The organism is Streptomyces sp. NPDC090442 (genome assembly GCF_044769405.1).
Taxonomy (GTDB): Bacteria; Actinomycetota; Actinomycetes; order Streptomycetales; family Streptomycetaceae; genus Streptomyces.
In genome coordinates this window covers 1-22,048 of sequence record NZ_JBIVXW010000031.1, presented here as the reverse complement: position 1 = coordinate 22,048, position 22,048 = coordinate 1, and the positions used below count along the sequence as shown (strand labels likewise).

Below are 22,048 nucleotides of genomic sequence, written 5' to 3'. Positions count from 1 at the left end.
TCGAACGGGTGCTGACCGCCGTGCCGTTGGGCCGGCCTGGGCCGGGGCACGGGGCAGCCGGGCCGCGGGGCCGGTTACGGCGCTGAACGCTCCGGCGAGGGCGAGGCCGTGCGGGAACCACCGCTGGCCACCCGGACGGTCTCCAGCGCGTCGGCCCGGTCGAGCCCGGGGGTCTCGGCCGAGCCCCCGCAACGACGCCGGACCGCGCGTTGAACGGCCACGTCCACCAGAACCGGCAGTCCGGCGGCGACGATCAGCCAAACCGCCGCGTACAGGCGCTCCGTCTGGAAGTAGACAGGGTGGGCGACGACCGTGGCGATGCCCGTGGCGCCCAGTCCGACGACCGTCAAGGCGAGCGGTACGGAGCGCCGCCACAGTCCCCACAGGGCCAGCCCCAGCGGGAGGACGAGCACGGGAGCGAGAGCCTGGTGCTGGGCCCACTGCCACCAGAAGTTGACGTTGAGGTGCACCAGGTCGTGCCAGGGTGCAGCCACCTCGGGCTTGGTCCAGTGCTTACTGAAGGTGTCCTGGAGGGTGGCCGAAGTGCCGGGCAGCGCCAGGAGTTTGCTGATCGACGTGACGGCCGCCACGGTGCCGGCCGACAGACCGAAAAGCCACCAGGTGCCCCGGTGCCGTGTGCGGCGTACACAGAGAAGCATGGCGCCGGCGGCCAGGGTCATGGTGACCGCGGCCATCTGGGCACTGGAGTACTTCACGCCCGCGGACACCGCCAGCGACGCCGTGTAGACCAGTGCTCCCGTACGGATCCGGCCCTGGAGCAGGCACACCGCGCCGTACAGCATCGATGCCAGCATCGCGAGCAGCGGGCCTTCGGCCAGCGGGAGGGTGCCCCAAGTCGCCAGTGGGGTCGCGTAGTAGAGGACTTGGCCGAGCAGGGCGAGTCCAGGGGAGAGCCCGACCCGGCGCAGGGTGGCGAGAAGGAAGAAGCCGCCGGCGGTGGTGAAGATCAGGGATACCGCGCTCAGTCCGGACTTGGCCCCCATCACGCCGACGAAGGGCGCCGCGAGCAGCGGGTAGAGGGGCCGGGTCTCGAAGATCCGCTCATAGCGCGGGTCGTTGGGCTTGAGCCCCGTGGCCTCGGTGGCCTTCATGCACTGCTGGTACGCCTTGGGGTCGCGCGGCCCCTTGAACTTCATCTCGTCGAGGAGCTGGGCGCGGTACTTGCGGTTCGCCTCGTCCTTGCAGTACGCCACCAGCGCCTTGTGCTGGGCCTCCGGGCGGGTGTCGCCGAGGTACTCGTACGCCTGGCGGGCGTAGCGGTAGGAGTCGTTGGAGAAGAGCGAGGCCGGGAAGGCGAAGACGTGCAGGACGACGAAGAGCACGGCTACCAGACCGGGCATCGCGAGCCCGGCCAGCCGGCGGTCCACGCGGCGGTGCCGGGACCGTTGCCGGTCGGCGGACGGCCGGTCCGGCGCCGGGCGCGCGGTCCGGCCGGGCTTCCGGTCCTCGACCCGGTCGGGTATGTGCTCGGTTCCGACGCTCACTGGCCGGCCCTCCGCCGGGGGGTGCCCAGGGAGCCGAACCGGATGCACCAGGGCATGATCGCGGACTCGACCTGTACCGCCATCGACATCTTGGAAGCACCGATCTGGCGCTCCTCGAAGTGGATGGGTATCTCCAGGGCGGTGAACCCGTTGCGGACTGCCTGGTACTTCAGCTCGACCTGGAAGCTGTAGCCGCTGGAGCGGACCTGGTCCAGGCGGGCGGCGCGGACCGCGTCCGCGCGCCACAGCACGAACCCGGCGGTGGCGTCCCGCAGCCCGGTCCGCAGCACGCCGCTGACGTAACGGTTCGCCCAGCGGGAGAGCAGCCTGCGGTGCAGACCCCACTCGGGGGCGAGCCGCCCGCCGCAGACATAACGGCTACCGATGGCCAGCCCCGCGCCGGCGGACAGCGCACCGCCCAGCAACTGCGGCACGTACTCGACGGGGTGGCTGCCGTCCGCGTCCATCTGCAGGACGTACTCGGCGCCGTCCTCGACGGCCTTGTTCATGCCGGCCGCGTAAGCCTTGCCCAGTCCCTCCTTCGCGGTGCGGTGCAGTACGTCGATGCGGCCCGGGTACTGCTCGGCGAGCCGCTCGGCGACCTGGCCGGTGCCGTCCGGGCTGTTGTCGTCAACGACCAGGAGCCGCAGGCCCTCCAGGCCGAGGTCCATCAGGTCCTTGGCCATACGGGGCAGGTTCTCGGCCTCGTTGTAGGTCGGCATCACGACGGTCAGGGCGGTGCGGGCCCAGGCGTCGGGGAGTCTGGCGGTGTCGCGCGCGGAGTGCGGGGCGGCGGCGGAGAGGGAGGGGGTAGGCACTAGCTTGTTGCTTTCGTTGAAGGCAGAGGATCGCTGGGGCTCGGTGCGGGCGGCCGGTCTCAGCAGTCGGCCGAGAAGCGCACCGAGATGTCCGGCAGGTGTGTGTCGCACCACACCCGCACTCCCTGGCGCAGTTCGTTGTCCGCGCCGACCACGGCTCCGTCACCGACCACGGCTCCGTCGACGATCGTGCGCGGGCCGATCCGGGCACCCGCGCCGACGAGGCTCTCGCCGATCCACGCGCCCTCCTCGACACACGCGCCGTCGAGGAGGATCGAACCCTCGACCACGGCGCCCGGAGCCACCTCGGCGCCGGCGCCCACGACCGTGCCACCCCCGAGCTTGGCCCCGTCGGCGACCTTGGCCCCGGGCAGCACCAGGTACTCGTCGGGCACACCGGGCAGGGCGGCCGAGCGAACCACTCCGCGCACGAGGTCCGCGGACGCCTGAACGAAGGAGTCGGGACGGCCAAGGTCCAGCCAGTAGGTGCGGTCGACGACGCCCAGCAGATGGGCCCCGTCGGCCAGCAGGCCGGGGAAGACCTCGCGCTCCACGGAGACCGCCCGGCCCGCGGGGATGGCATCGATCACATCCCGGCGGAACACATAGCACCCGGCGTTGATCTGGTCGGTGATGATCTCGTCCGGGGTGGTGGGCTTCTCGGTGAAGGCGAGCACCCGGCCGGCGCTGTCGGTGGGCACCAGGCCGAAGGCGCGCGGGTCCTCGACCCGGGTCAGGTGGAGGGTGACCGCCGCCTGGGCCGCTTGGTGCCGGCGCACCAGGTCAGCGGTGTCGAGACCGGTGAGGATGTCGCCGTTCAGCACGAGCACGGGATCGGCCGGGCCGGACTCCAGGGCGTCGGCGGCGGATCGAATGGCCCCGCCCGTGCCCAGCGGCTCCTTCTCGGTGATGTAGGTCAGCCGCATTCCGAGCGCCGCGCCGTCGCCGAAGTACGGCTCGAAGACCTCAGCCAGGTAGGACGTGGCGAGCACCACGTGATCCACCCCTGCCTCCTTGAGGCGGGCCAGCTGATGCGCCAGGAACGGCACACCGGCCGCCGGAACCATCGGCTTGGGGGTGTTCATCGTCAGCGGTCGCAGGCGCGTCCCCTTGCCGCCTACGAGCAGTACCGCTTCCGTCACTCGCTACTCCTCATGACATAAGTTAACGTCATATTGGTTTCACCAACCTTTGCGCTCTTTTTACAGTAAATCGATCAAGTGCAGCAAATCGCTCTTAAGTAGCAAGTAAGGCCACATGAGATCCACCCCCTCCACACACACTCGTGCCGGCACGCGAGTGCGCCGCCTGATCGGCGAACTGGCAAAGTTCGGCGCGGTGGGCGGATTCGGCGTCCTGGTCAATCTGGGCGTCTTCAACCTGTGCCGGGCAGCGACCAACCTCGCGGTGGTTCGATGCAGCGTCATCGCCACCGTCGTCGCCATCGCCTTCAACTACCTGGGGCTGCGGTACTTCACCTACCGCGACCGTCAAAAGGGCGGCCAGACGAGGGAGTTGACGCTGTTCGCCGCGTTCAGCGCGGTCGGCCTGGTCATCGAGAACGGCGTGCTCTACACGGCGACCTACGCCTTGGAATGGAACAGCCCGCTTCAGAACAACATCTTCAAGTTCCTCGGCATCGGCATCGCCACACTCTTCCGCTTCTGGACCTACCGCACTCTGGTGTTCAAGCTCCCCGCGCCACCCGAGCCTGCCCAGCTGCCAACTCCCCGAAGGGAGACGGCAGATCAACTGAGGTGAGTCGGGCCGGGGCGTGGCGGTCATCACCGTCGCAGGCACCTGGGACCGTCACCGACGCCCGGGCGACCACCGGTCCCCGCCCTCGGCCGGCCGTACCGCCCCCGCCCGGTGTCCGACCACAACGAGCTCCGACGCGGGGCGCGTTGACCCGAAGGGGCCTGGTGCGCGCCGCAGGGTTCATCTGAACGGCTTCTTCGCCGGCCCCGCGCCATCGCGTGCATCCGTCCACACGCCCAAGAGGGCTGTGCCATTGGACCGAAACCGACGGGCTTCCTCCTGGAGCGCGCAGCGGACGCGTGGGGCGGCGAAGTAGTCGCAACCGATGTGGAGTTGGCGCTGTCTGAGGGAGGGACAGCGGACAGGATCCGGCCCTCGCCCAGAAAAGATGAGGACCGGATCCTTCGCCGCCCGCTCATCCACCGAGAGGTTGTCCGGGTCCGAACGGCCGATCAGGTCGTCCTTGCGTGAAGTACGCGTGCAGCGTGCCGTCCTGGTGGATTGCGGTGACATCCGTGCGGCTGTCGCCGTTGGAGTCGGCCGTGGTGACGGAGTTCTCCATGACGTGTCCGGCCTTGGTGACGGCCCGGATCTGCTGAATCCAGCTGTTCACGTCGTCCACGCGGGGGTTGACCGCGCCGGTGCGGGTCTCCGTCTCGCCGAAGCAACCTCCCTGCCGGGTCAGGCTGTTGATGCCGACCAGCTCGACCTCCCTGGCCCGGCAGAAGCCGGTTCCGCTCGGCTTCTCGCCTTTGGCGGGGGCGTTGGCGCTGACGGCGATCGGGGGAGCCAAGCGCCCCTTCGACCAGGGCCATCACCAGGTCGCGGTCCTGATGGGAACGAGCCGTATGATCCTGGGCCCGAACTGCCCCGGCGAGGTGCCTCTCCTGCGTGGTGGCCTCAAGGCAGTGCAAGACCGCGTCGAGCCGTACCGTCCTCGGCGGCCTAACAGACAACTGTGCTCGCCGGAGTGACGGCGAAAGCCCCTGCGGCAACAGCCCTTGCGGCAAAGCCTGTTGTCCGTCGCGTGTGACTACGGCCTGGCCGAGTCGCTGGAGCTGTTCGTACGGGCACGGCCGGCCTGGCGCTGCTGATCGTTCTCGGGCGTCCTCAGATCAGGCGGAATGAACTTCGGGCGACCGGAAGGCCGATGGAGCGACCATCTTCGCCGTACATGCTGACCTGACCGGCTCGGCGACACTGCCAACGGCATACAGCACGAGGGCCGCACCCCCCTTCCGGGGAGTGCGGCCCTCGTCTACTGCCGTGCCGTACCGCTTACTTGCGGATCAGGTTGCGCAGCACGTACTGCATGATGCCGCCGTTGCGGTAGTAGTCCGCCTCGCCGGGGGTGTCGATGCGGACCACCGCGTCGAACTCCACGCCGGAGTCGGTGGTGACCTTCACCGTGCGGGGGGTGGTGCCGTTGTTCAGCTCGGTGACACCGGCGAAGGAGAAGCTCTCCTCACCGGTGAGGCCGAGGGACTCCGCCGAGGCGCCCTCGGGGAACTGGAGCGGCAGCACGCCCATGCCGATCAGGTTGGAGCGGTGGATGCGCTCGTAGGACTCGGCGATGACGGCCTTGACGCCGAGCAGCGCGGTGCCCTTGGCCGCCCAGTCGCGGGACGAGCCGGAGCCGTACTCCTTGCCGGCCAGGACAACCAGCGGGATGCCGGCGGCCTGGTAGTTCTGCGACGCGTCGTAGATGAACGAGACCGGGGCGTCGGCCTGGGTGAAGTCGCGGGTGAAGCCGCCCTCGGTGCCCGGCGCGATCTGGTTGCGCAGGCGGATGTTGGCGAACGTACCGCGGATCATCACCTCGTGGTTGCCGCGGCGGGAACCGTAGGAGTTGAAGTCGCGGCGCTCCACGCCGTGCTCGGTCAGGTACGTGCCGGCCGGGGTGTCGGCCTTGATCGCACCGGCCGGGGAGATGTGGTCGGTGGTGACCGAGTCGCCCAGCTTGGCCAGCACGCGGGCACCGGCGATGTCCTGCACCGGCGCCGGCTCCATCTGCATGCCCTCGAAGTACGGGGGCTTGCGGACGTAGGTGGACTCGGTGTCCCACTCGAAGGTGTTGCCGGTCGGGATCGGCAGCGCCTGCCACTGGGCGTCGCCGGCGAAGACGTCGCTGTAGGACTTGTTGAACATGTCCTCGCCGATGGCGTTGGCGACGACGTCGTTGACCTCGGCCTCGGTCGGCCAGATGTCCTTGAGGTAGACCGGCTTGCCGTCCTGGTCGGTGCCCAGGGCCGCCTTGGTGATGTCCACCTTCATGGAGCCCGCGAGGGCGTAGGCGACGACCAGCGGCGGGGACGCCAGGTAGTTCATCTTGACGTCGGGGTTGATCCGGCCCTCGAAGTTGCGGTTGCCGGAGAGGACCGACGTCACGGCCAGGTCGTGGTCGTTGACGGCCTTGGAGACCTCCTCCGGCAGCGGGCCGGAGTTGCCGATGCAGGTGGTGCAGCCGTAACCGACGAGGTTGAAGCCGACCTTGTCGAGGTAGGGGGTCAGGCCCGCCTTGTCGAAGTAGTCGGTGACGACCTTCGAGCCCGGGGCGAGGGTGGTCTTGACCCACGGCTTGCGGGTCAGGCCCTTCTCGACCGCCTTCTTGGCCACCAGCGCGGCGGCGACCATGACGTACGGGTTCGAGGTGTTGGTGCAGGAGGTGATGGCCGCGACGGTGACCGCGCCGTGGTCCAGCTCGTAGGTGGAGCCGTCGGGGGCGGTGACGGTGACCGGGTTGGACGGCACGCCGTCGACGGAGGCCGGGGCGTCGGAGGCCGGGAAGGACTCCTTGCCCGCCTCGTCGGCGGTGTCGACGTAGTTGCGGACGTCCTGCTTGAACTGCTCGGCGGCGTTGGCCAGCACGATGCGGTCCTGCGGGCGCTTGGGACCGGCGATCGACGGGACGACCGTGGCGAGGTCCAGCTCCAGCTTCTCGGAGAAGTCCGGCTCGGCGGCCGGGTCCAGCCAGAGGCCCTGCTCCTTGGCGTACGCCTCGACGAGCGCGACCTGCTGCTCGCTGCGGCCGGTCAGCTTCAGGTAGTTGAGGGTCTCGCCGTCGATCGGGAAGATCGCGGCGGTGGAGCCGAACTCCGGCGACATGTTGCCGATGGTGGCGCGGTTGGCCAGCGAGGTGGCGGCCACGCCCTCGCCGTAGAACTCCACGAACTTGCCGACGACACCGTGCTTGCGCAGCATCTCGGTGATGGTCAGCACCAGGTCGGTGGCGGTGGTGCCGGGCCGCAGCTCGCCGGTCAGCTTGAAGCCGACCACGCGCGGGATCAGCATCGAGACCGGCTGGCCGAGCATCGCGGCCTCGGCCTCGATGCCGCCGACGCCCCAGCCCAGCACGCCCAGGCCGTTGACCATGGTGGTGTGCGAGTCGGTGCCGACGAGGGTGTCCGGGTACGCCTGGCCGTTGCGGACCATGACCGTGCGCGCCAGGTGCTCGATGTTGACCTGGTGGACGATGCCGGTGCCGGGCGGGACGACCTTGAACTCGTCGAAGGCGGTCTGGCCCCAGCGCAGGAACTGGTAGCGCTCGCGGTTGCGGCCGTACTCCAGCTCCACGTTCTGGCCGAACGCGTCCTTGGTGCCGAACTTGTCGGCGATGACGGAGTGGTCGATGACCAGCTCGGCCGGCGCCAGCGGGTTGATCTTCGCCGGGTCGCCGCCCAGTTCCTTCACGGCCTCACGCATGGTCGCGAGGTCCACGACGCAGGGGACGCCGGTGAAGTCCTGCATGATCACGCGGGCCGGCGTGAACTGGATCTCCTGGCTGGGCTGGGCCTGGGAGTCCCAGTTGCCGAGCGCGCGGATGTGATCGGCGGTGATGTTGGCGCCGTCCTCGGTGCGGAGCAGGTTCTCCAGCAGCACCTTGAGGCTGTAGGGCAGACGGGCGGAGCCCTCCACCTTGTCCAGCCGGAAGATCTCGTACGACTCGTCGCCCACCTGCAGCGCGCTACGGGCGTCGAAGCTGTTCGCCGACACGACAGTCTCCTTCAATGATTTCTCGCGTACCACCGCAATCCTGCCGTCACGGGTTCATCGCCGATCCGCTAAGGTGAACCTAAGTTAGGTATGCCTCACTAGTACGGCAGCAGTACGCCTCTCGGCAGATATCTCGATGTCGAGATAACTCTAGTACATCGCTGCTGCCGGGTCATGCCCTGGCCGCCCCGACCGCGCCGTCCCGCCTCCCCCGACAGCGGCCGCGCGGGCCCCGGCGCGGCGCGACGGCCGGCGCGTGTCACATCCGCGCCCTCCCCGCCGTCATCACCATGGGACGCGGCGCGGGAATCGGCCGCGCACGGGACGCGCCGGGTGGGCCGGGTCGCGCCGACGCCCCGCGACGGAGGAGCACGTGATGAACGACAAGCGCACCGGGCCAACCACCGGCGACGGGTCGGAAGAAGGGGGTGGCCGGGAGGAACGGGACCACCGGGAGTGGTTGACCGCCCGCTTCGAGGAGGAGCGCGGTCAACTGCGCGCGGTCGCCTACCGGATGCTCGGCTCGCTCAGCGAGGCGGACGACGCGGTCCAGGAGACGTGGCTCCGGCTGAACCGGTCCGGGGCGCACGGGGTGGAGAACCTCGGCGGGTGGCTGACCACGGTCGTCGGCCGGGTGTGTCTGGACCAGCTCCGCACCCGGCGGGCGCGCCGCGAGGACCCGCTCGAACCGGCGGTGCACGTGCCCGAGCCGGTGGTCGGCCCGGCGGCCGGGGTCGACCCGGAGCAGGAGGCGCTGCTGGCGGACTCGGTGGGGCTTGCGTTGCTGGTCGTCCTGGAGGCGCTGTCGCCGGCGGAGCGGCTCGCCTTCGTCCTGCACGACATGTTCGCCGTCCCCTTCGACGAGATCGCCCCGATCGTCGGCCGCACCCCGGCCGCCGCCCGGCAACTCGCCAGCCGGGCCCGCCGCCGCGTCCAGGACGCCGTGCCGCCGCCGGACACCGACCCGGCCCGCCAGCACGAGGTGGTCGACGCCTTCCTCGCCGCCTCCCGCGCGGGCGACTTCGAGGGCCTGCTGGCCGTCCTGGACCCGGAGGTGGTGCTGCGCGTCGACGGCGGCGCCGCGGCGCGGGGCGCGACCAAGCTGGTCCGCGGCGCCGCCGCGGTCGTCGAACAGGCCCTGTTCTACGCCCGGTTCGTACCGGCCGGGCGCCCGGCGCTGGTCAACGGGGCGCCGGGCCTGGTCACCCTGCGGAACGGCCGCCTGTTCTCCGTGATGGGCTTCACGGTGGCGCACGGGAAGATCGTGGAGATCGACGTCCTGGCCGACCCGGTGCGGCTGGCGCGGTTGGACCTGTCGGGCGTGGAGGGGTGAGGGCACGGGCGGTTGGGGGCGGACGGACGAGGGGGCGGTGGGCACTTGCTCACCGGCCGGCGACGTCCCGGCCGACACGCCAGTCTCCCCCTACGTCAACGCCCCACCACCGCCCGGGCGTTGGCGCTCACCCACCGCCCAACCCCAACCGCACCACCCGCACGATCTCCTCGTCGGTGAGACCCAGGTCGCGGGCCTCGGCGATGAGGCGTTCGGTGGTCTCGCCGAGGCGGGCCCGGGCCGGGGAGGCCGCTCCGGTGACCACCGCGCCCCGGCCGCGGCGGAGTTCGATCAGGCCCTCCTCCTTCAGCCGCTGGTAGCCGCGCAGCACGGTGTGGACGTTGACGCCGAGGGAGGTGGCGAGCGCGCGGGCGGCGGGCAGCCGTTCCCCGGCGCGGACCGAGCCGTCGGCGATGGCGCCGCGGACCGAGCCGGCGATCTGGTCGCCGAGCGGCACGGACGAGCCGGGGTCGACGCGGAACAGCACGTCAGCCTCCTTCGCCGGAACGCCGGCGGTCCAGATAGGTGTTGAGCAGGGCGGCGGCGGTCGCCGAGTCGTCGATGGTGACCACGAACTCCCGGCCGCTGGTGAGCCGCAGCACCACGCCCTCCCCCGAACGGAGCAACAGGCCGCTGCCGCCGGGCCGGATGCGGTACCCCCAGCCACCGTACTCGGCGAGCGACGAGACCCGGCGGCTGGTGGCCTCGGCCACCTCGCCGAGCGGTATGCGGTGCAGCGGCACCGGCAGCAGCGTCGGGGTCAGGGTCAGCCCGCGCCGGTCGACGGTCACCCGCATGGAGCAGTGGGCCGCGACCGCCAGGCCGCCGAGGACCGTGACGACGCCGGCGACCCAGCCGGTGGACGCGCCCACCACGATCCCGGTACACGCCATGACGCCCGCCAACACGGCCAGCGGCAGCGAGCTGACGGTGCGGGTCCAACCGGCGCGGGTGCCGGCGGGGAGGTGGAGGCGGCGCGCGGTGCCGGCCTCCGGGCGGGGCGGCTCCGGGTCGGCCCCGGCGAGCAACCAGCCCAGCCAGCCGACGGCGACGCCCACCGCCAGGGCCACGGCGAGCTGCCAGCCCGACAGTCGGACCCCGGCGGGGGCGGCGCCGGCGTTGCGCAACAGGGTCAGGACGCCGAGGTAACCGAGGAGCCCGGCGGTGAAGTAGCCCGTCACGATCGTCCAGCGCACGCTGCGCGCGGGCAGCTCCCGTTGGACGAGCAGGACGACGCCGGCCCCCAGGACGAGCAGCGGCACCAGGCAGGCCAACACGAAGACCTGGGGCGAGGAGTAGCCGTCGGGCCGGCCGTCGAAGGCGAAGTGGGTCGCCATCCGTTCGGGCAGGCGGCCGGCGAGCAGGGCGTAGCAGCCACCCAGCAGCACGGTGGTCAGGATGAACGGTAAGGCGGCGATCCAGCCCCGTGGGCGGGCGTTGGCCGGTGGGCCGGACGGCGCGGATCGGTTCATGGCAACCTTCATGGCAACCTCCAGTTGTTTGCATAGTAGTAGAACAACTGGCGATGGCGCATGCATCTCATATCTGAGATACGGTCACCCCATGGCAGACGACTACCTCGTACGCATCGGCAGGCTCATCCGTGACGCACGGCAGCACCGTGGCTGGACACAGACGCAGCTGGCCGACGCGCTGGGCACCAGCCAGAGTGCGGTCAACCGCATCGAGCGCGGTAACCAGAACATCAGCCTTGAGATGATCGCCCGCATCGGCGAGGCCCTGGACAGCGAAATCGTCTCGCTCGGGTACGCCGGGCCGATGCATCTGCGGGTGGTCGGCGGGCGCCGGCTGTCCGGCAGCATCGACGTCAAGACGAGCAAGAACGCCTGCGTGGCGCTGCTGTGCGCGACGCTGCTCAACGCCGGACGGACAACTCTGCGCCGGGTGGCCCGCATTGAGGAGGTCTACCGGATCCTGGAGGTGCTGGGCAGCATCGGCGTCCGCACGCGCTGGATCAACGACGGCAACGACCTGGAGATCGTGCCGCCGGCCCAACTCGACCTGGCCGCCATGGACCTGGAGGCGGCGCGCCGGACCCGCAGCGTCATCATGTTCCTCGGGCCGCTGCTGCACCGGATGGACCACTTCAAGCTGCCGTACGCCGGCGGCTGCGACCTCGGCACCCGCACCGTCACGCCGCACATGACGGCGCTGCGCCACTTCGGCCTGGAGATCACCGCGACCGACGGCACCTACCTCGCCGAGGTCGACCGGACCGTCGCCCCCAAGCGCGCCATCGTCCTGACCGAACGCGGCGACACCGTCACCGAGAACGCCCTGCTGGCCGCGGCCCGGCACGACGGCGTCACGGTCATCCGCAACGCCTCCTCCAACTACATGGTCCAGGACCTCTGCTTCTTCCTGGAGGAGTTGGGCGTCCGGGTCGACGGCATCGGCACCACCACGCTCACCGTCCACGGCGTCGCGAAGATCGACCGCGACGTGGACTACGCGCCGTCCGAGGACCCGGTCGAGGCGATGAGCCTGCTGGCGGCCGCGGTGGTCACCGAATCGGAACTGACCATCCGTCGGGTCCCGGTGGAGTTCCTGGAGATCGAGCTGGCCGTCCTGGAGGAGATGGGGCTGGACCACGAGCGCAGCACGGAGTACCGCGCCGACAACGGCCGTACCCGCCTGATCGACCTGACGGTCCGCCCCTCCAAGCTCCAGGCCCCGCTGGACAAGATCCACCCGATGCCCTTCCCGGGCCTGAACATCGACAACGTCCCCTTCTTCGCCGCCATCGCGGCCAGCGCCCAGGGCCAGACCCTGATCCACGACTGGGTCTACGACAACCGCGCGATCTACCTCACCGACCTCAACCGGCTGGGCGCCCAGGTCAAACTGCTCGACCCGCACCGCGTCCTGGTCGACGGCCCCACCCGCTGGCGCTCCGCGGAGATGATGTGCCCCCCGGCGCTCCGCCCCGCCGTGGTGGTCCTGCTCGCCATGATGGCCGCCGAGGGCACCTCGGTCCTCCGCAACGTCTACGTGATCAACCGCGGCTACGAGGACCTCGCCGAACGCCTCAACTCGATCGGCGCCCAGATCGAGATCTTCCGGGACATCTAGGCCCACAACACCCGGCTCCCCACATGCCGTTGACGGGCCTGGGGAGCCGGGGCGACGGGGCCGGGAGCGGTCAGGCCAGCAGGACGCCCCGGTTGACGAGTTCGTCGGTGAGGGCGGGGAAGGCGTCCAGCGACTCCATGACGATCGCCTGGATCTTGTCGGTCTGGATGTCGGCGTCGGCGGTGCGGACCAGGACGCGCCAGGGGCGGTCCAGGCGCTGGCCGGTGGCGCTGACCAGGTGGACCTCGGTGTAGGAACCGGTCTCCTCGGCCAGGCGGTTGGCGAGGCGGGTCGCGGCGAGGTTGTAGAGCTTGCCGACGTGGTAGACCGGGTTCTTGCCGCTCGCGCCCTCCATGTTCATCGGGCGCAGCGGGGTGATGAGGCCGTTGACGCGGTTCCCGCGGCCGACCACGCCCTCGTCGCCGGACTCGATCGAGCTGCCGGTGTAGGTCAGGTACAGCTCGTCCTTCTCCGGGATGTCGCGGACGTTGATGCGGAAGTGCACGGTCGTCTCCGGCAGCAGCCGGTCCGCCAGCTTCCGACACTCGGCCAGCACGGTCTCCTTGTTGGCGAGGTACTCCTCGCGGTCGGCGACGTACCGGGACTTCTGCGGGACGCAGAGCACGACGTCGACCTCTTCGCCGTCGGCGTAGCCCATGAGCTTGACGTCCGAGCCGCACCAGGGGTGGGCGCGGGTGAACTCGCTGTCGCCGGAGAGGTGGTCCACCAGCTCGCGGACGAAGGACTCGAAGGCGTTGGCGGGACCCCAACCGGTGCCGAGCGAGGTGTCGTTGGCCACCAGGACCCGGCGCTCGCGCAGGTCCTCGACGGAGCTGGGCGCGAACCAGCGGGTGCGCTCGCCGGTGTTGGACTCGGTGACGACGGCACCGGGGCTGGAGTTGCTGGTGATGTTGAACTCGATGCTCAGTCGGCCGTCGAGCTCGGGCAGGCGCTCGTCGAAGAAGGCCCGTACGGTGTCCTCGATCAGCCGGTGGACCGGGATCTCCTCGCCGCCGCAGGCGTAGGCGGCCCGGCCGTTGACCAGCACCCGGACCGGATCGCGCATCTCCCCGCCGCCGTACCGGACTTCGCTCGACCCGCCGAGCAGCGCCAGCTTGTCGAAGTTGTGGTGCAGCACGGCGCCGAACCGCTCGCGGGTGTAGTGGCTGTAGACCTGCGAGAGGCGCTCGGCGAGGTGGTCGGAGAGCGTGTCGGGGTGGCCGAGCCCCTTGCGCTCGACCATGGAAACGCGGCTGGGCACACAGCCCCCCAGCTCAATGACAACGTGGCTGCCGTCGATTTCGTTCGTGGTGCGGCGCAAGGCAGTTCTCCCAGAGTTCGAAGGAGGATGTTTCGACTACGTTGGAATCCGCCCGGGATGGAAGGTGTTGGACGGGATGAGTTGCCCTCGGAAGCCGGTCGGTTCACACGGCAAAGTGGTCGATCTCATGGCGCGTCAAGAAGTGCCCGCGGACTCGTACTCGATGCTCTCCATGGCCTGGCAGTCCGTCCAGCAGATCGCGCAGTTGTCCTTGCCGATTTTGTCGCGGCTGTCCTGCGCCTGCCGGCTGTTCCAGACCGGGAGGATATCGAGGTCGTGGTCCCTGACGTTGCCGAGGACGTCTTCGGTCATGGTGACGCAGGGCGCCACCCCGCCATAGGGGTCGATCCACATCGAGGCGAACATCGCATAGCAGGGGAGAATCATCCGGCCGGGTTCGGTGACGCTCTGCGGAATCTTCTCGATGAACGGGAGGGTGCGCTTGAAGTCGTATTTCTCACGCAGCTCGTTCACGGTCCGCACCAGCTTGTCGCGGTTCTCGACGTTGTTCTCCTGGGCGTAGTAGTGCCCGGAGGCCACCGGCCGGAAGGTGAAGTCGTCAGGCACGCGGATCAGCCCGCTCTCCAGCGCGTACGCCATGAGGTCGGGCAGCTCGTCGACGTTGGAGTCCATGATGGTGAAGCTGATCTGCTGGTTGAGCTGGGGATACCGTTCACGCAGCTTGCCGAGGCCGCGCAGCAGCCGTTCGGCGCGGGCGAAGCCCTTCTTGACCCCGCGGATCTCGGCGTAGGTGTCGGCGAAGCCGTCCAGCGAGACGCTGACCACGAACAGCGAGTCGGCGGGCGCCTGGGCCAGCACCGACTCCACCATGCCGAGGATGCGCACCGGTTGGAGCGCGTTGGTGGTCACCGCGGTGAAACCGGTCCGTCTGACGATGAGGGACAGCAGGTCCACCACCCCTTCCTTGAGGAAGGGTTCGCCTCCGGTGATGTCGATGGACGTCACGCCGTGGTCGATGGCCCGGTCCACGACCCGGAACCATTCCGCACCCGTGAGTTCCTCGTGATAGAGCCCCTTGTTCTGCCGGTAGATCTCCCAGATCGAGCACATCGTGCACCGGGAGTTGCACAGATTGGTGATCTGGACACTCATGCGCTTGGGCACCGGACGGGGCAGGCCGACAATGCGAAGCTCCCGCACTTTCGCCGCGAGTGGATCCGTCATGCCCCCGACACTACCCACCGTCGGTATAACCGCGGTATAGCGGCGGGATATCGGCGGTATATCTTCGCAATACCCCTGGTATAGCCGGTATTTGGGCCGTCGATCAACGCTTGACATAGGCATCGGCGATCTGTCGAGAATTATTGTGCGCTCCTCGACGAATAACCGCACCGCCCGACGCGGCGACAACTCCGCCGGCAGCGCGGACCGGTATCGCGTCGAGGCCACCGTCAAGTCCGTGATGTCGCAGGGCCCGCCGGCCGCCGGTGGTGCCCTGACTGGCTCGCCCCGGCCGACGCACCCGGCCGGGCCGGAGAGAGAGCGGTAATGGAAACTCACACCAGCGCGTTGCGCCGCTGGCTGCTGGACCGTCCGCAGATCACCCGGGGCTCGCACGCCGGCGGCGTCGTCGGCGGGCGCGGCGCCAGCGCCGCGGGCGAGTACGTCTATCCGGAGATCACCGGCTACTACCTGAGCTGGCTGGCGTTCGTCGCGGAGAGCGAGCCGGGCACGGACGAGGACATCGCGCGGCGGTACGGCGCGGCCGCCTACTGGCTCCAGCGGGAACTCGGGCGCCCCGGCGGGCCCCGTACGCGCGACTACCTCGGCACCGGCACCGAGCCGGAGGTCGACTGGCGCAACACCGCACTGTTCGCCTTCGACCTCGGCATGGTCCACCGCGGCCTCGCCGCCACCGGGGCACCGGACCTGCCGGCCGTCCGGCACGCCCGCGCCGACGCCACCGCCCTCCTGGATTCCCTGCGGGACGCCGACGGCTCCTGGCTCTCCTGCCTGCCGCACGTCAACGCCGGTGCGCCGCCGGACCGTTGGTCCACCGCGCCCGGGCCACACCTGCTCAAGGTCGCCGGCGGCGTCCTCGCGCTCGCCGGGCCCGGCGAGGACTCCACGACGGTGCGGGCCGCGCGGGCGACGCTGGCCCGGCACGCGCCCGGCCTGAAGGGGAGGCTGCCCGCGATGAGCCACCCCGCGCTCTACGCGCTGGAGGGCCTGCTCCAGGCCGAGGTGGCCGGGCACGCCGAGTACCACGACGAACTCCGGCACGGCTACCACGAGTTGCTCGACCACGCGGACGGCGGAGTGCTGCACGAGGTGGCCGCGGACCCGTCCAGCCGGGTGCGCAGCGACGTGCTGGCGCAGGCGCTCCGGGTGGGCTCGGTGCTCGCCGGACGGGGCGAACTCGACGGGCGGCACACCGACCGCCTCGACGAGATCGCCCGGGTGCTGGTCAGCCACGTCGACCCGCACGGCGGGACGTGGTTCGACCGCACCGGCGACGCGGGGGCCCGTTACAACACCTGGTGCGCCATGTTCGCCCACCAGGCGCTCGCGTTCCTCGGCCGCGTCAAGACGGGCCGACCGATTCCCGAGAACTGGATCCGCCTGCTCGTCTGACCGACCGGCCCACGAGAACGGACGTCGGGTCACCCGTGGCACACAAGGGAGCACCCATGCAACGCCGTGTCGCACTGGTCGTGGGTACGCGGCCGGAGGCGATCAAAATGGCCCCCCTCATCCGGGAGTTCGGCCGGAACCCGGACTTCGATCCGGTCGTGATCTCGACCGGGCAGCACACCGACCTGCTCGACCAGGTCCTCGCCGAGTTCGCCATCGCCCCCGACCTCGACCTCGGCGTGCGCCGGGTCACCCGGACCCTGGCCGAGCTGACCGGCGCGATGCTCGGCGCCGTCGACGAGGCCCTGGAGAAGTGCCGGCCGCACACCGTCCTGACCCACGGCGACACCACCACCACCTTGAGCACCAGCCTCGCGGCCTTCTACCGGATGGTGCCGCTGACGCACGTCGAGGCGGGCCTGCGGTCGGGCAACCGATGGGCGCCCTACCCGGAGGAGATCAACCGGCGGGTCACCTCGCTGGTCACCGACCTGCACCTGGCGCCCACCCCGGAGGCCAAGGCGAACCTGCTGGCCGAGGGCGTGGCGCCGGACACCGTCGTGGTCACCGGCAACACCGTCATCGACGCCATGCGGGAGATGCTCGACACCGCCCCGGGCTGGACCAACCCGGACCTGGCGGCCCTCGACACCGACCCGCGCCGGCTGTTGCTGTTCACCACCCACCGCCGCGAGTCGTGGGGGGCGTCCATGCAGCGCGTCGCGCAGACCGTGGCCGAGGTCGCCCACCGCCACCCGGACATGCTGGTGGTCGCCTGCGTCCACCCCAACCCCGCCGTGCAGGCCGCGCTGATACCCGCACTGCGCGACCGCGACAACGTCATCGTGGTCCCGCCACAGCCCTACGCCACCTTCCTGAAGCTGATACAGCGCGCCCACCTGGTGGTCACCGACTCCGGCGGGGTGCAGGAGGAGTGCACGGGCCTGGGCACGCCTGCGCTCGTCCTGCGCGAGGTGACGGAACGTCAAGAAGGTGTGGCCTCCGGGGGCGTGGCGCTGATCGGCACCCAACCGGCCCGGGTGCGCGACGGCATCGAGACGCTCTGGCGGGACGCCGCCCGGCACTCCGCCATGGCCAACGCGATCAGCCCGTACGGCGACGGTCACGCGGCCCGGCGCTGCGTCGCCGCCGTAGCCCGCCTGCTCGGCCTCACCGACGAACCGGTGTCCGAGTTCCAGCCCGTGTCGATGGCCGAAGGGGACCCCCTGTGAACAGCGACGCCAACACCACCTATCTCGTGCGCCACGCGCAGACCGCCTACAGCGCCCATCACGTCGTCAACGGCGCCCTGCACGTGGACATCCCGCTCGACGACGCCGGGCGCGCCGCCAGCCGGCGGTACGCCGAGGCCGACTGGCTCGCCGGCATCGCCTCCTGCCGCACCAGCGGCTTCGGCCGCACCCTGCAGACCGCCCAACTGCTGCTGCCCGGCGACCGGGTGCCGACGACCCCCGACCACCGCCTCAACGAGATCGACTACGGCTCCTTCGAGGGCGGGCCCTGGCTGACGTACGGCGCCTGGCTGGTCGAGGCGGGCTGGGACGCGGTGCCACCGGGCGGCACCGAATCCTGGCGGGGCTGCGTACTGCGCATGCTGGACGGCCTGTTGGACTGTCTGACGCTGCCCGGTCCGCGGCTCGTGGTCGGCCACGGGCTGCTCGGGTCCGTGGCCCGTTGGCTCGCCGGCCCGCACCCGCCCAGCGGCGCCACCACCGCGCTCCCCGTCTTCCCCGAGGCGCCCTACTTGGAGCCGCTGGTCCTGGACGAGGAGGAGTTGCGGCGCCTGGTGGCGGAGGGCCGGCGCCAGTTCGACCGGCCCGTCGACCGCAGCAACGCCGGCCGGGCGGTGGCACGATGACCGCCGACGCCCTGGTCGTCGGCTCCGGCGCCGCCGGCGGCTGGGCCGCGAAGACGCTCGCCGAGCGCGGGATCGAGGTGCTCGTCCTGGAGGCCGGCCCGTTGGTCGCCGGCGACCTCCGGGTGGACCGCGCCGCCCACGACGGCAGCCGACAGCCGGTCCAGTCCCGCTGCTCCGCCTACGAGCCGGCCAACAGCCATCTCTTCGTGGACGACCTCGACAACCCCTACCGGACGCCGGACGGGCTGCCGTACCACTGGTTCCGCTCCCGCCAACTCGGCGGCCGGCTGCCGCTGTGGGCCGGGGTGTGCCTGCGGATGTCCGACCGGGAGTTCGGCGGTGCCGCCACCGAGGTCGCCGGCCGGGACCGCTGCGCCTGGCCGATCCGGCACCACACCCTGGACCCGTACTACTCCCGGGTCGAGGCGTTCCTGGAGGTCACCGGCGGCGGCGAGCACACGCCGGCCGCGCCGCCGCCCACCGCGGGCCGGCGGCAGCCGATGACCCGCGGCGAGGCCCGGTTGGCCGCGGCCGTCGAAGCGCGGTGGCCCGAACGGCAGTTGGTCACCAGCCGGGTCGCCCGGGCCGAGGCCGGGGCCGTGCTCTCCGCGGCGCAGCGCACCGGACGGGTACGGCTGCGCCCCGACGCGGTCGTCTCCCACCTCGAACTGGACGCAACCGGCGCTCGTGCCACCGGAGTTGTCTTCGTCGACCGCCGCACCGGCGCCACCCACCGCGAGCGGGCCGGGGCCGTCGTGCTGTGCGCCTCCGCCATCGAGACGGTCCGCATCCTGCTCAACACCCGCACCCGGCATCACCCCGAGGGGCTCGGCGGCGAATCCGGCCGCCTCGGCCGCTACTTCCTCGACCACCTCGCCGGGGCCGCGGTCAGCGGCACCGTCCCCGGCCTGGACGCGGCACCCCGCCCCCGCACCGGGCCGGGCTTCGTCCCGGTGTGCCACATCCCGGACTTCGCCGCCGGCGCGGACCGCGGCTTCCCGGGCGGCTACGGCATCACCGTCTTCGCCCCGGAGACGCTGCCGCTCAACTCCGGGAGCGCCCGGTGGGCGTCGGCCAGCGGCGGGGTGCCGTTTCGCATGTGGGCCAGCGGCGAGGTGCTCCCCCGGGCCGACAACCGCATCACCCTGGCGGACACCACCGACGCCTGGGGCATCCCGCAGGCCCACGTCCGACTCGCCCACCACGCGCCGGAGCGCGCGATGTTCGCCCACCAGACCGCCGCGATGACCGAGATGGCCGAGGCGGCCGGCTTCCACCTCACCGAGGTCGCCGACGCGCCGCTGGCGCCGGGGTCCTCCGTCCACGAGATGGGCGGCGCCGCCATGGGGGACGACCCGGACACCTCCGTCGTGGGCCCCGACAACCGGCTCTGGCGGGTCCCCAACGTCCTCGTCGCCGACGCCGCTTGCTTCCCGACGGCCGGCTGGCAGAACCCGACCCTGACCACCATGGCCCTCGCCGCCCGCGCCTGCGACCTGCTCGCAGACCGCGCCCGCGGCGGGGAGTTGGAGCGTGAAGCGGCATGAAGATCCTGCTGATCAGCGACGTCGACGTGGAGAGCGGTCGCGGCCCGGTCACCCGACTCGCCAGCGTGCTACCGGAGTTGAGCCGGCGCGCCGAGGTCGTGGTGGGCATGCTCGGGGAGGCCGACGAGACCTGTCGTCGCGCCGTCGAGACCAGTCAGGTCCGCGCCCATCCCCTGCCGTTCGCGATGCGCGGCTGGAACGTGGTCGACCTGCCCGGGCTCGTCGGCCGGATCGAGGGCCTGGTCCGCCACGAGCGGCCCGACCTCGTGGTGCTCTACCGGGAGATCTGGGACCTGATGCACGCGCTGCCGCCGGTCCTGGCGCGCGCGGGCGTCCCGTTCCTGGTGATGCCGCACTCGGTGCCGTTCCTGGACGCGATGGCCCGCCCGACCCGGTCGTTCGCCTGGGACCTGTGCCGCAGGGTGGCCACCGAGCGCCGGGGCCATGCGCTGCGCTACCTCCTCACCCATGTCCACCAGGTGCGGCTGTTGCGGACGTTGCCCCGGGTGATGATCAATCAGACCGTCAGCGTCTATCTGCACGGCTACTTCCCGCAGGCACCCACCGTCCACGCCCTGCCGGGATACGCCGTCGACCTGGACGCCATCCGGTCCGCCGCCGACGTCGAGAAGACCTACGACGTGGCCTTCATGGCCAAACTCACCGCGGGCAAGGGGCTGTTCCACCTGCTCGACGTGATGCGCCGGCTGCGCCGACTGCGGCCCGAGGCCCGCATGATCGTCATCGGTTCCTTCGAGAACGCCGCCGTCGAACGGAAGTTCCTTGCGGCCCGGGACCGTTACGGTCTGCGCGACGCGATCCACCTGGCCGGATGGCTGACCGGCGAGGAGAAATACCGCGCCCTTGGCTCCGCCAGAACTTTCTGTTACCCGTCGATCTCGGCTGATACCTTCTCTCTGTGCCTGCTCGAAGCGCTGGCCGGTGGTCTGCCGGCGGTCTGTTACGACGTGCCGTTCACCCGCGCGGTCTACGGCACCACGCCGGCGGTCCGTCGAGTGCCGTTCGCCTCCCGCTCGCTCATGGCGGGGGAACTCCACACCCTTCTCGCAGCGCACACGCTGGAGTCCGCCAGCACCGCGGCCACGGAATTCGCCACCGGCTACAGCTCCTGGGGTGCCGTCGCCGACGCCGAGTTGGCCGCTTATGGGAACTTTCTCGGCCTGGTCGGCGCTGAGCCCCGTGCCGAGACTGAACATCGTTAGGGTAAACCGTTGCTTGACTTGAAGTTCATTCTCCAGAATCCGGATGCCGTCGCCGAGAACTGTGCGCGCCGCGGATACGAAGTGGACATCGAGCAGATCGTCTCGCTCGATCAAGAACGCCGCGAGACGACCGGCCTCCTCGACGAAACTCGGCACAACATCACGGCACTTGGGCGTGAGTGGAAGAACGCCACCGACAAGGACGAGCACCGGCGCAAGGCCAACGCCCTGAAGGAGGACCGGTCGCGGCTGGAGGCCCAATTGGAGGGCATCGAGGAGAAGCTGGGGCACATCCTGGAGCGGCTGCCCAACATGCTGGACCCGCGGGTCCCGGTGGGCGGCGAGGAGAAGAACGAGGTCGTCCGGGTCGTCGGGGAGCCGACCAGCTTCGACTTCGCCCCCCGCTCCCACGAGGAACTCGGCCGGCTCACCGCCACCATCGACATCCCGCGCGGGGTGAACGTCGCCGGCTCCCGCTTCTACCTGCTGATGAACGAGGCGGTCCAGATGCGCATGGCGCTGACCGACCTGTTCACCAAGCGCGCCCGCGAGCAGGGCTTCGACCTGGTCTCCCCGCCCTACCTGGCCCGCCGGGAGACCCTGTTCGCCTCCGGCTACCTGCCGTTCCAGGACAAGGACAACTTCACGGTCAACGACTCGGACCTGTCCCTGATCGGCACCAGCGAGCAGTCCCTGCTCGGCATGCACGTCGGCGAGATGCTCACCCAGCTCCCGCTGCTCTACCTCGGCGACTCCATGTGCTTCCGCACCGAGGCCGGCAGCTACGGCCGCGACACCGCCGGGATCCTGCGGGTGCACCAGTTCTACAAGCTGGAGCAGCTCATCTACTGCCACCCGTCCGAGAGCGAGCGCTACCACCAACTCTGCCTGGAGAACGAGGAATGGCTGATGCGTGAGCTCGGCATTCCCTACCAGGTGGTGCTCACCGGCTCGCAGGACCTGGGTGCGCCCGGCCGCAT

General features: G+C 70.6%; 18 protein-coding genes. 9 read left to right on the top strand and 9 right to left on the bottom strand.

Annotation, left to right across the window (positions count from 1 at the left end):
• Window positions 1-74 precede the first annotated feature (74 nt).
• The 3 genes from ACIQU6_RS22170 to ACIQU6_RS22160 all read right to left on the bottom strand — a co-directional run bounded on the left by ACIQU6_RS22170 (window position 75) and on the right by ACIQU6_RS22160 (window position 3,465).
• The gene (locus ACIQU6_RS22170; protein ID WP_403483380.1) at window positions 75-1,505 is read right to left on the bottom strand and encodes a hypothetical protein; all 1,431 of its coding nucleotides are present in this window, start codon (window positions 1,503-1,505) and stop codon (window positions 75-77) included.
• Window positions 1,502-2,227 (bottom strand): polyprenol monophosphomannose synthase, encoded by a 726-nt coding sequence (locus tag ACIQU6_RS22165; RefSeq protein WP_403483446.1) that lies wholly within the window; start codon window positions 2,225-2,227, stop codon window positions 1,502-1,504. The genes ACIQU6_RS22170 and ACIQU6_RS22165 overlap by 4 nt, the downstream gene beginning before the upstream one ends.
• 155 nt (window positions 2,228-2,382) lie before the next feature.
• Entirely contained in the window at window positions 2,383-3,465 is a 1,083-nt protein-coding gene (locus ACIQU6_RS22160; RefSeq protein WP_403483379.1) for a sugar phosphate nucleotidyltransferase, read from the bottom strand.
• Between the two features lie 115 nt (window positions 3,466-3,580).
• Here ACIQU6_RS22160 and ACIQU6_RS22155 point away from each other — a divergent pair, with 115 nt between their 5' ends.
• Complete coding sequence (locus ACIQU6_RS22155; RefSeq protein WP_403483378.1) at window positions 3,581-4,084, top strand: GtrA family protein; 504 nt, start codon at window positions 3,581-3,583, stop codon at window positions 4,082-4,084.
• A gap of 412 nt (window positions 4,085-4,496) precedes the next feature.
• Here the strand turns inward: ACIQU6_RS22155 and ACIQU6_RS22150 are convergent, their stop codons facing one another.
• Window positions 4,497-4,874 (bottom strand): hypothetical protein, encoded by a 378-nt coding sequence (locus tag ACIQU6_RS22150; protein WP_403483377.1) that lies wholly within the window; start codon window positions 4,872-4,874, stop codon window positions 4,497-4,499.
• A 485-nt stretch (window positions 4,875-5,359) separates the two neighbouring features.
• Window positions 5,360-8,074 (bottom strand): aconitate hydratase AcnA, encoded by a 2,715-nt coding sequence (gene acnA, locus ACIQU6_RS22145; RefSeq protein WP_403483376.1) that lies wholly within the window; start codon window positions 8,072-8,074, stop codon window positions 5,360-5,362.
• A 376-nt stretch (window positions 8,075-8,450) separates the two neighbouring features.
• Here acnA and sigJ point away from each other — a divergent pair, with 376 nt between their 5' ends.
• On the top strand, window positions 8,451-9,407 hold the full coding sequence (gene sigJ / locus ACIQU6_RS22140) for an RNA polymerase sigma factor SigJ (protein WP_403483375.1): 957 nt from the start codon (window positions 8,451-8,453) through the stop codon (window positions 9,405-9,407).
• Between the two features lie 127 nt (window positions 9,408-9,534).
• Here sigJ and ACIQU6_RS22135 read toward each other — a convergent pair whose 3' ends face one another.
• Complete coding sequence (locus tag ACIQU6_RS22135) at window positions 9,535-9,894, bottom strand: GntR family transcriptional regulator (protein WP_403483374.1); 360 nt, start codon at window positions 9,892-9,894, stop codon at window positions 9,535-9,537.
• 1 nt (window position 9,895) lies between these two features.
• A complete protein-coding gene (locus tag ACIQU6_RS22130) occupies window positions 9,896-10,879 on the bottom strand; it encodes a DUF1648 domain-containing protein (RefSeq protein ID WP_403483373.1) in 984 nt (327 codons plus the stop codon).
• A 91-nt stretch (window positions 10,880-10,970) separates the two neighbouring features.
• On the opposite strand from ACIQU6_RS22130, the gene ACIQU6_RS22125 reads away from it, so the two are divergent.
• The gene (locus tag ACIQU6_RS22125; protein WP_403483372.1) at window positions 10,971-12,500 is read left to right on the top strand and encodes a helix-turn-helix domain-containing protein; all 1,530 of its coding nucleotides are present in this window, start codon (window positions 10,971-10,973) and stop codon (window positions 12,498-12,500) included.
• 70 nt (window positions 12,501-12,570) lie between these two features.
• Here the strand turns inward: ACIQU6_RS22125 and ACIQU6_RS22120 are convergent, their stop codons facing one another.
• Together ACIQU6_RS22120 and ACIQU6_RS22115 are read right to left on the bottom strand one after the other, a co-directional pair.
• The gene (locus tag ACIQU6_RS22120; RefSeq protein WP_403483371.1) at window positions 12,571-13,761 is read right to left on the bottom strand and encodes a methionine adenosyltransferase; all 1,191 of its coding nucleotides are present in this window, start codon (window positions 13,759-13,761) and stop codon (window positions 12,571-12,573) included.
• A 195-nt stretch (window positions 13,762-13,956) separates the two neighbouring features.
• A complete protein-coding gene (locus ACIQU6_RS22115) occupies window positions 13,957-15,006 on the bottom strand; it encodes a radical SAM protein (protein WP_403483370.1) in 1,050 nt (349 codons plus the stop codon).
• Window positions 15,007-15,333: 327 nt separating this feature from the next.
• On the opposite strand from ACIQU6_RS22115, the gene ACIQU6_RS22110 reads away from it, so the two are divergent.
• The 6 genes from ACIQU6_RS22110 to ACIQU6_RS22085 form a co-directional block, all read left to right on the top strand.
• Window positions 15,334-16,419, top strand: coding sequence for a hypothetical protein (locus ACIQU6_RS22110; protein ID WP_403483369.1), 1,086 nt, complete (start codon window positions 15,334-15,336; stop codon window positions 16,417-16,419).
• Between the two features lie 56 nt (window positions 16,420-16,475).
• Complete coding sequence (wecB, locus tag ACIQU6_RS22105) at window positions 16,476-17,651, top strand: non-hydrolyzing UDP-N-acetylglucosamine 2-epimerase (protein WP_403483368.1); 1,176 nt, start codon at window positions 16,476-16,478, stop codon at window positions 17,649-17,651.
• Window positions 17,648-18,298 carry a histidine phosphatase family protein gene (locus ACIQU6_RS22100; RefSeq protein ID WP_403483367.1) on the top strand — a complete coding sequence of 217 codons (651 nt, stop codon included), beginning with the start codon at window positions 17,648-17,650 and terminating at the stop codon, window positions 18,296-18,298. The genes wecB and ACIQU6_RS22100 overlap by 4 nt, the downstream gene beginning before the upstream one ends.
• Window positions 18,295-19,845: a GMC oxidoreductase gene (locus ACIQU6_RS22095; RefSeq protein WP_403483366.1), complete on the top strand. Its 1,551-nt coding sequence runs from the start codon at window positions 18,295-18,297 to the stop codon at window positions 19,843-19,845. Before ACIQU6_RS22100 ends, ACIQU6_RS22095 begins: the two co-directional genes overlap by 4 nt.
• Complete coding sequence (locus tag ACIQU6_RS22090; RefSeq protein ID WP_403483365.1) at window positions 19,842-21,068, top strand: glycosyltransferase; 1,227 nt, start codon at window positions 19,842-19,844, stop codon at window positions 21,066-21,068. Before ACIQU6_RS22095 ends, ACIQU6_RS22090 begins: the two co-directional genes overlap by 4 nt.
• 18 nt (window positions 21,069-21,086) lie before the next feature.
• On the top strand, window positions 21,087-22,048 hold a 962-nt coding region (locus ACIQU6_RS22085), incomplete at its 3' end, for an aminoacyl--tRNA ligase-related protein (RefSeq protein WP_403483364.1).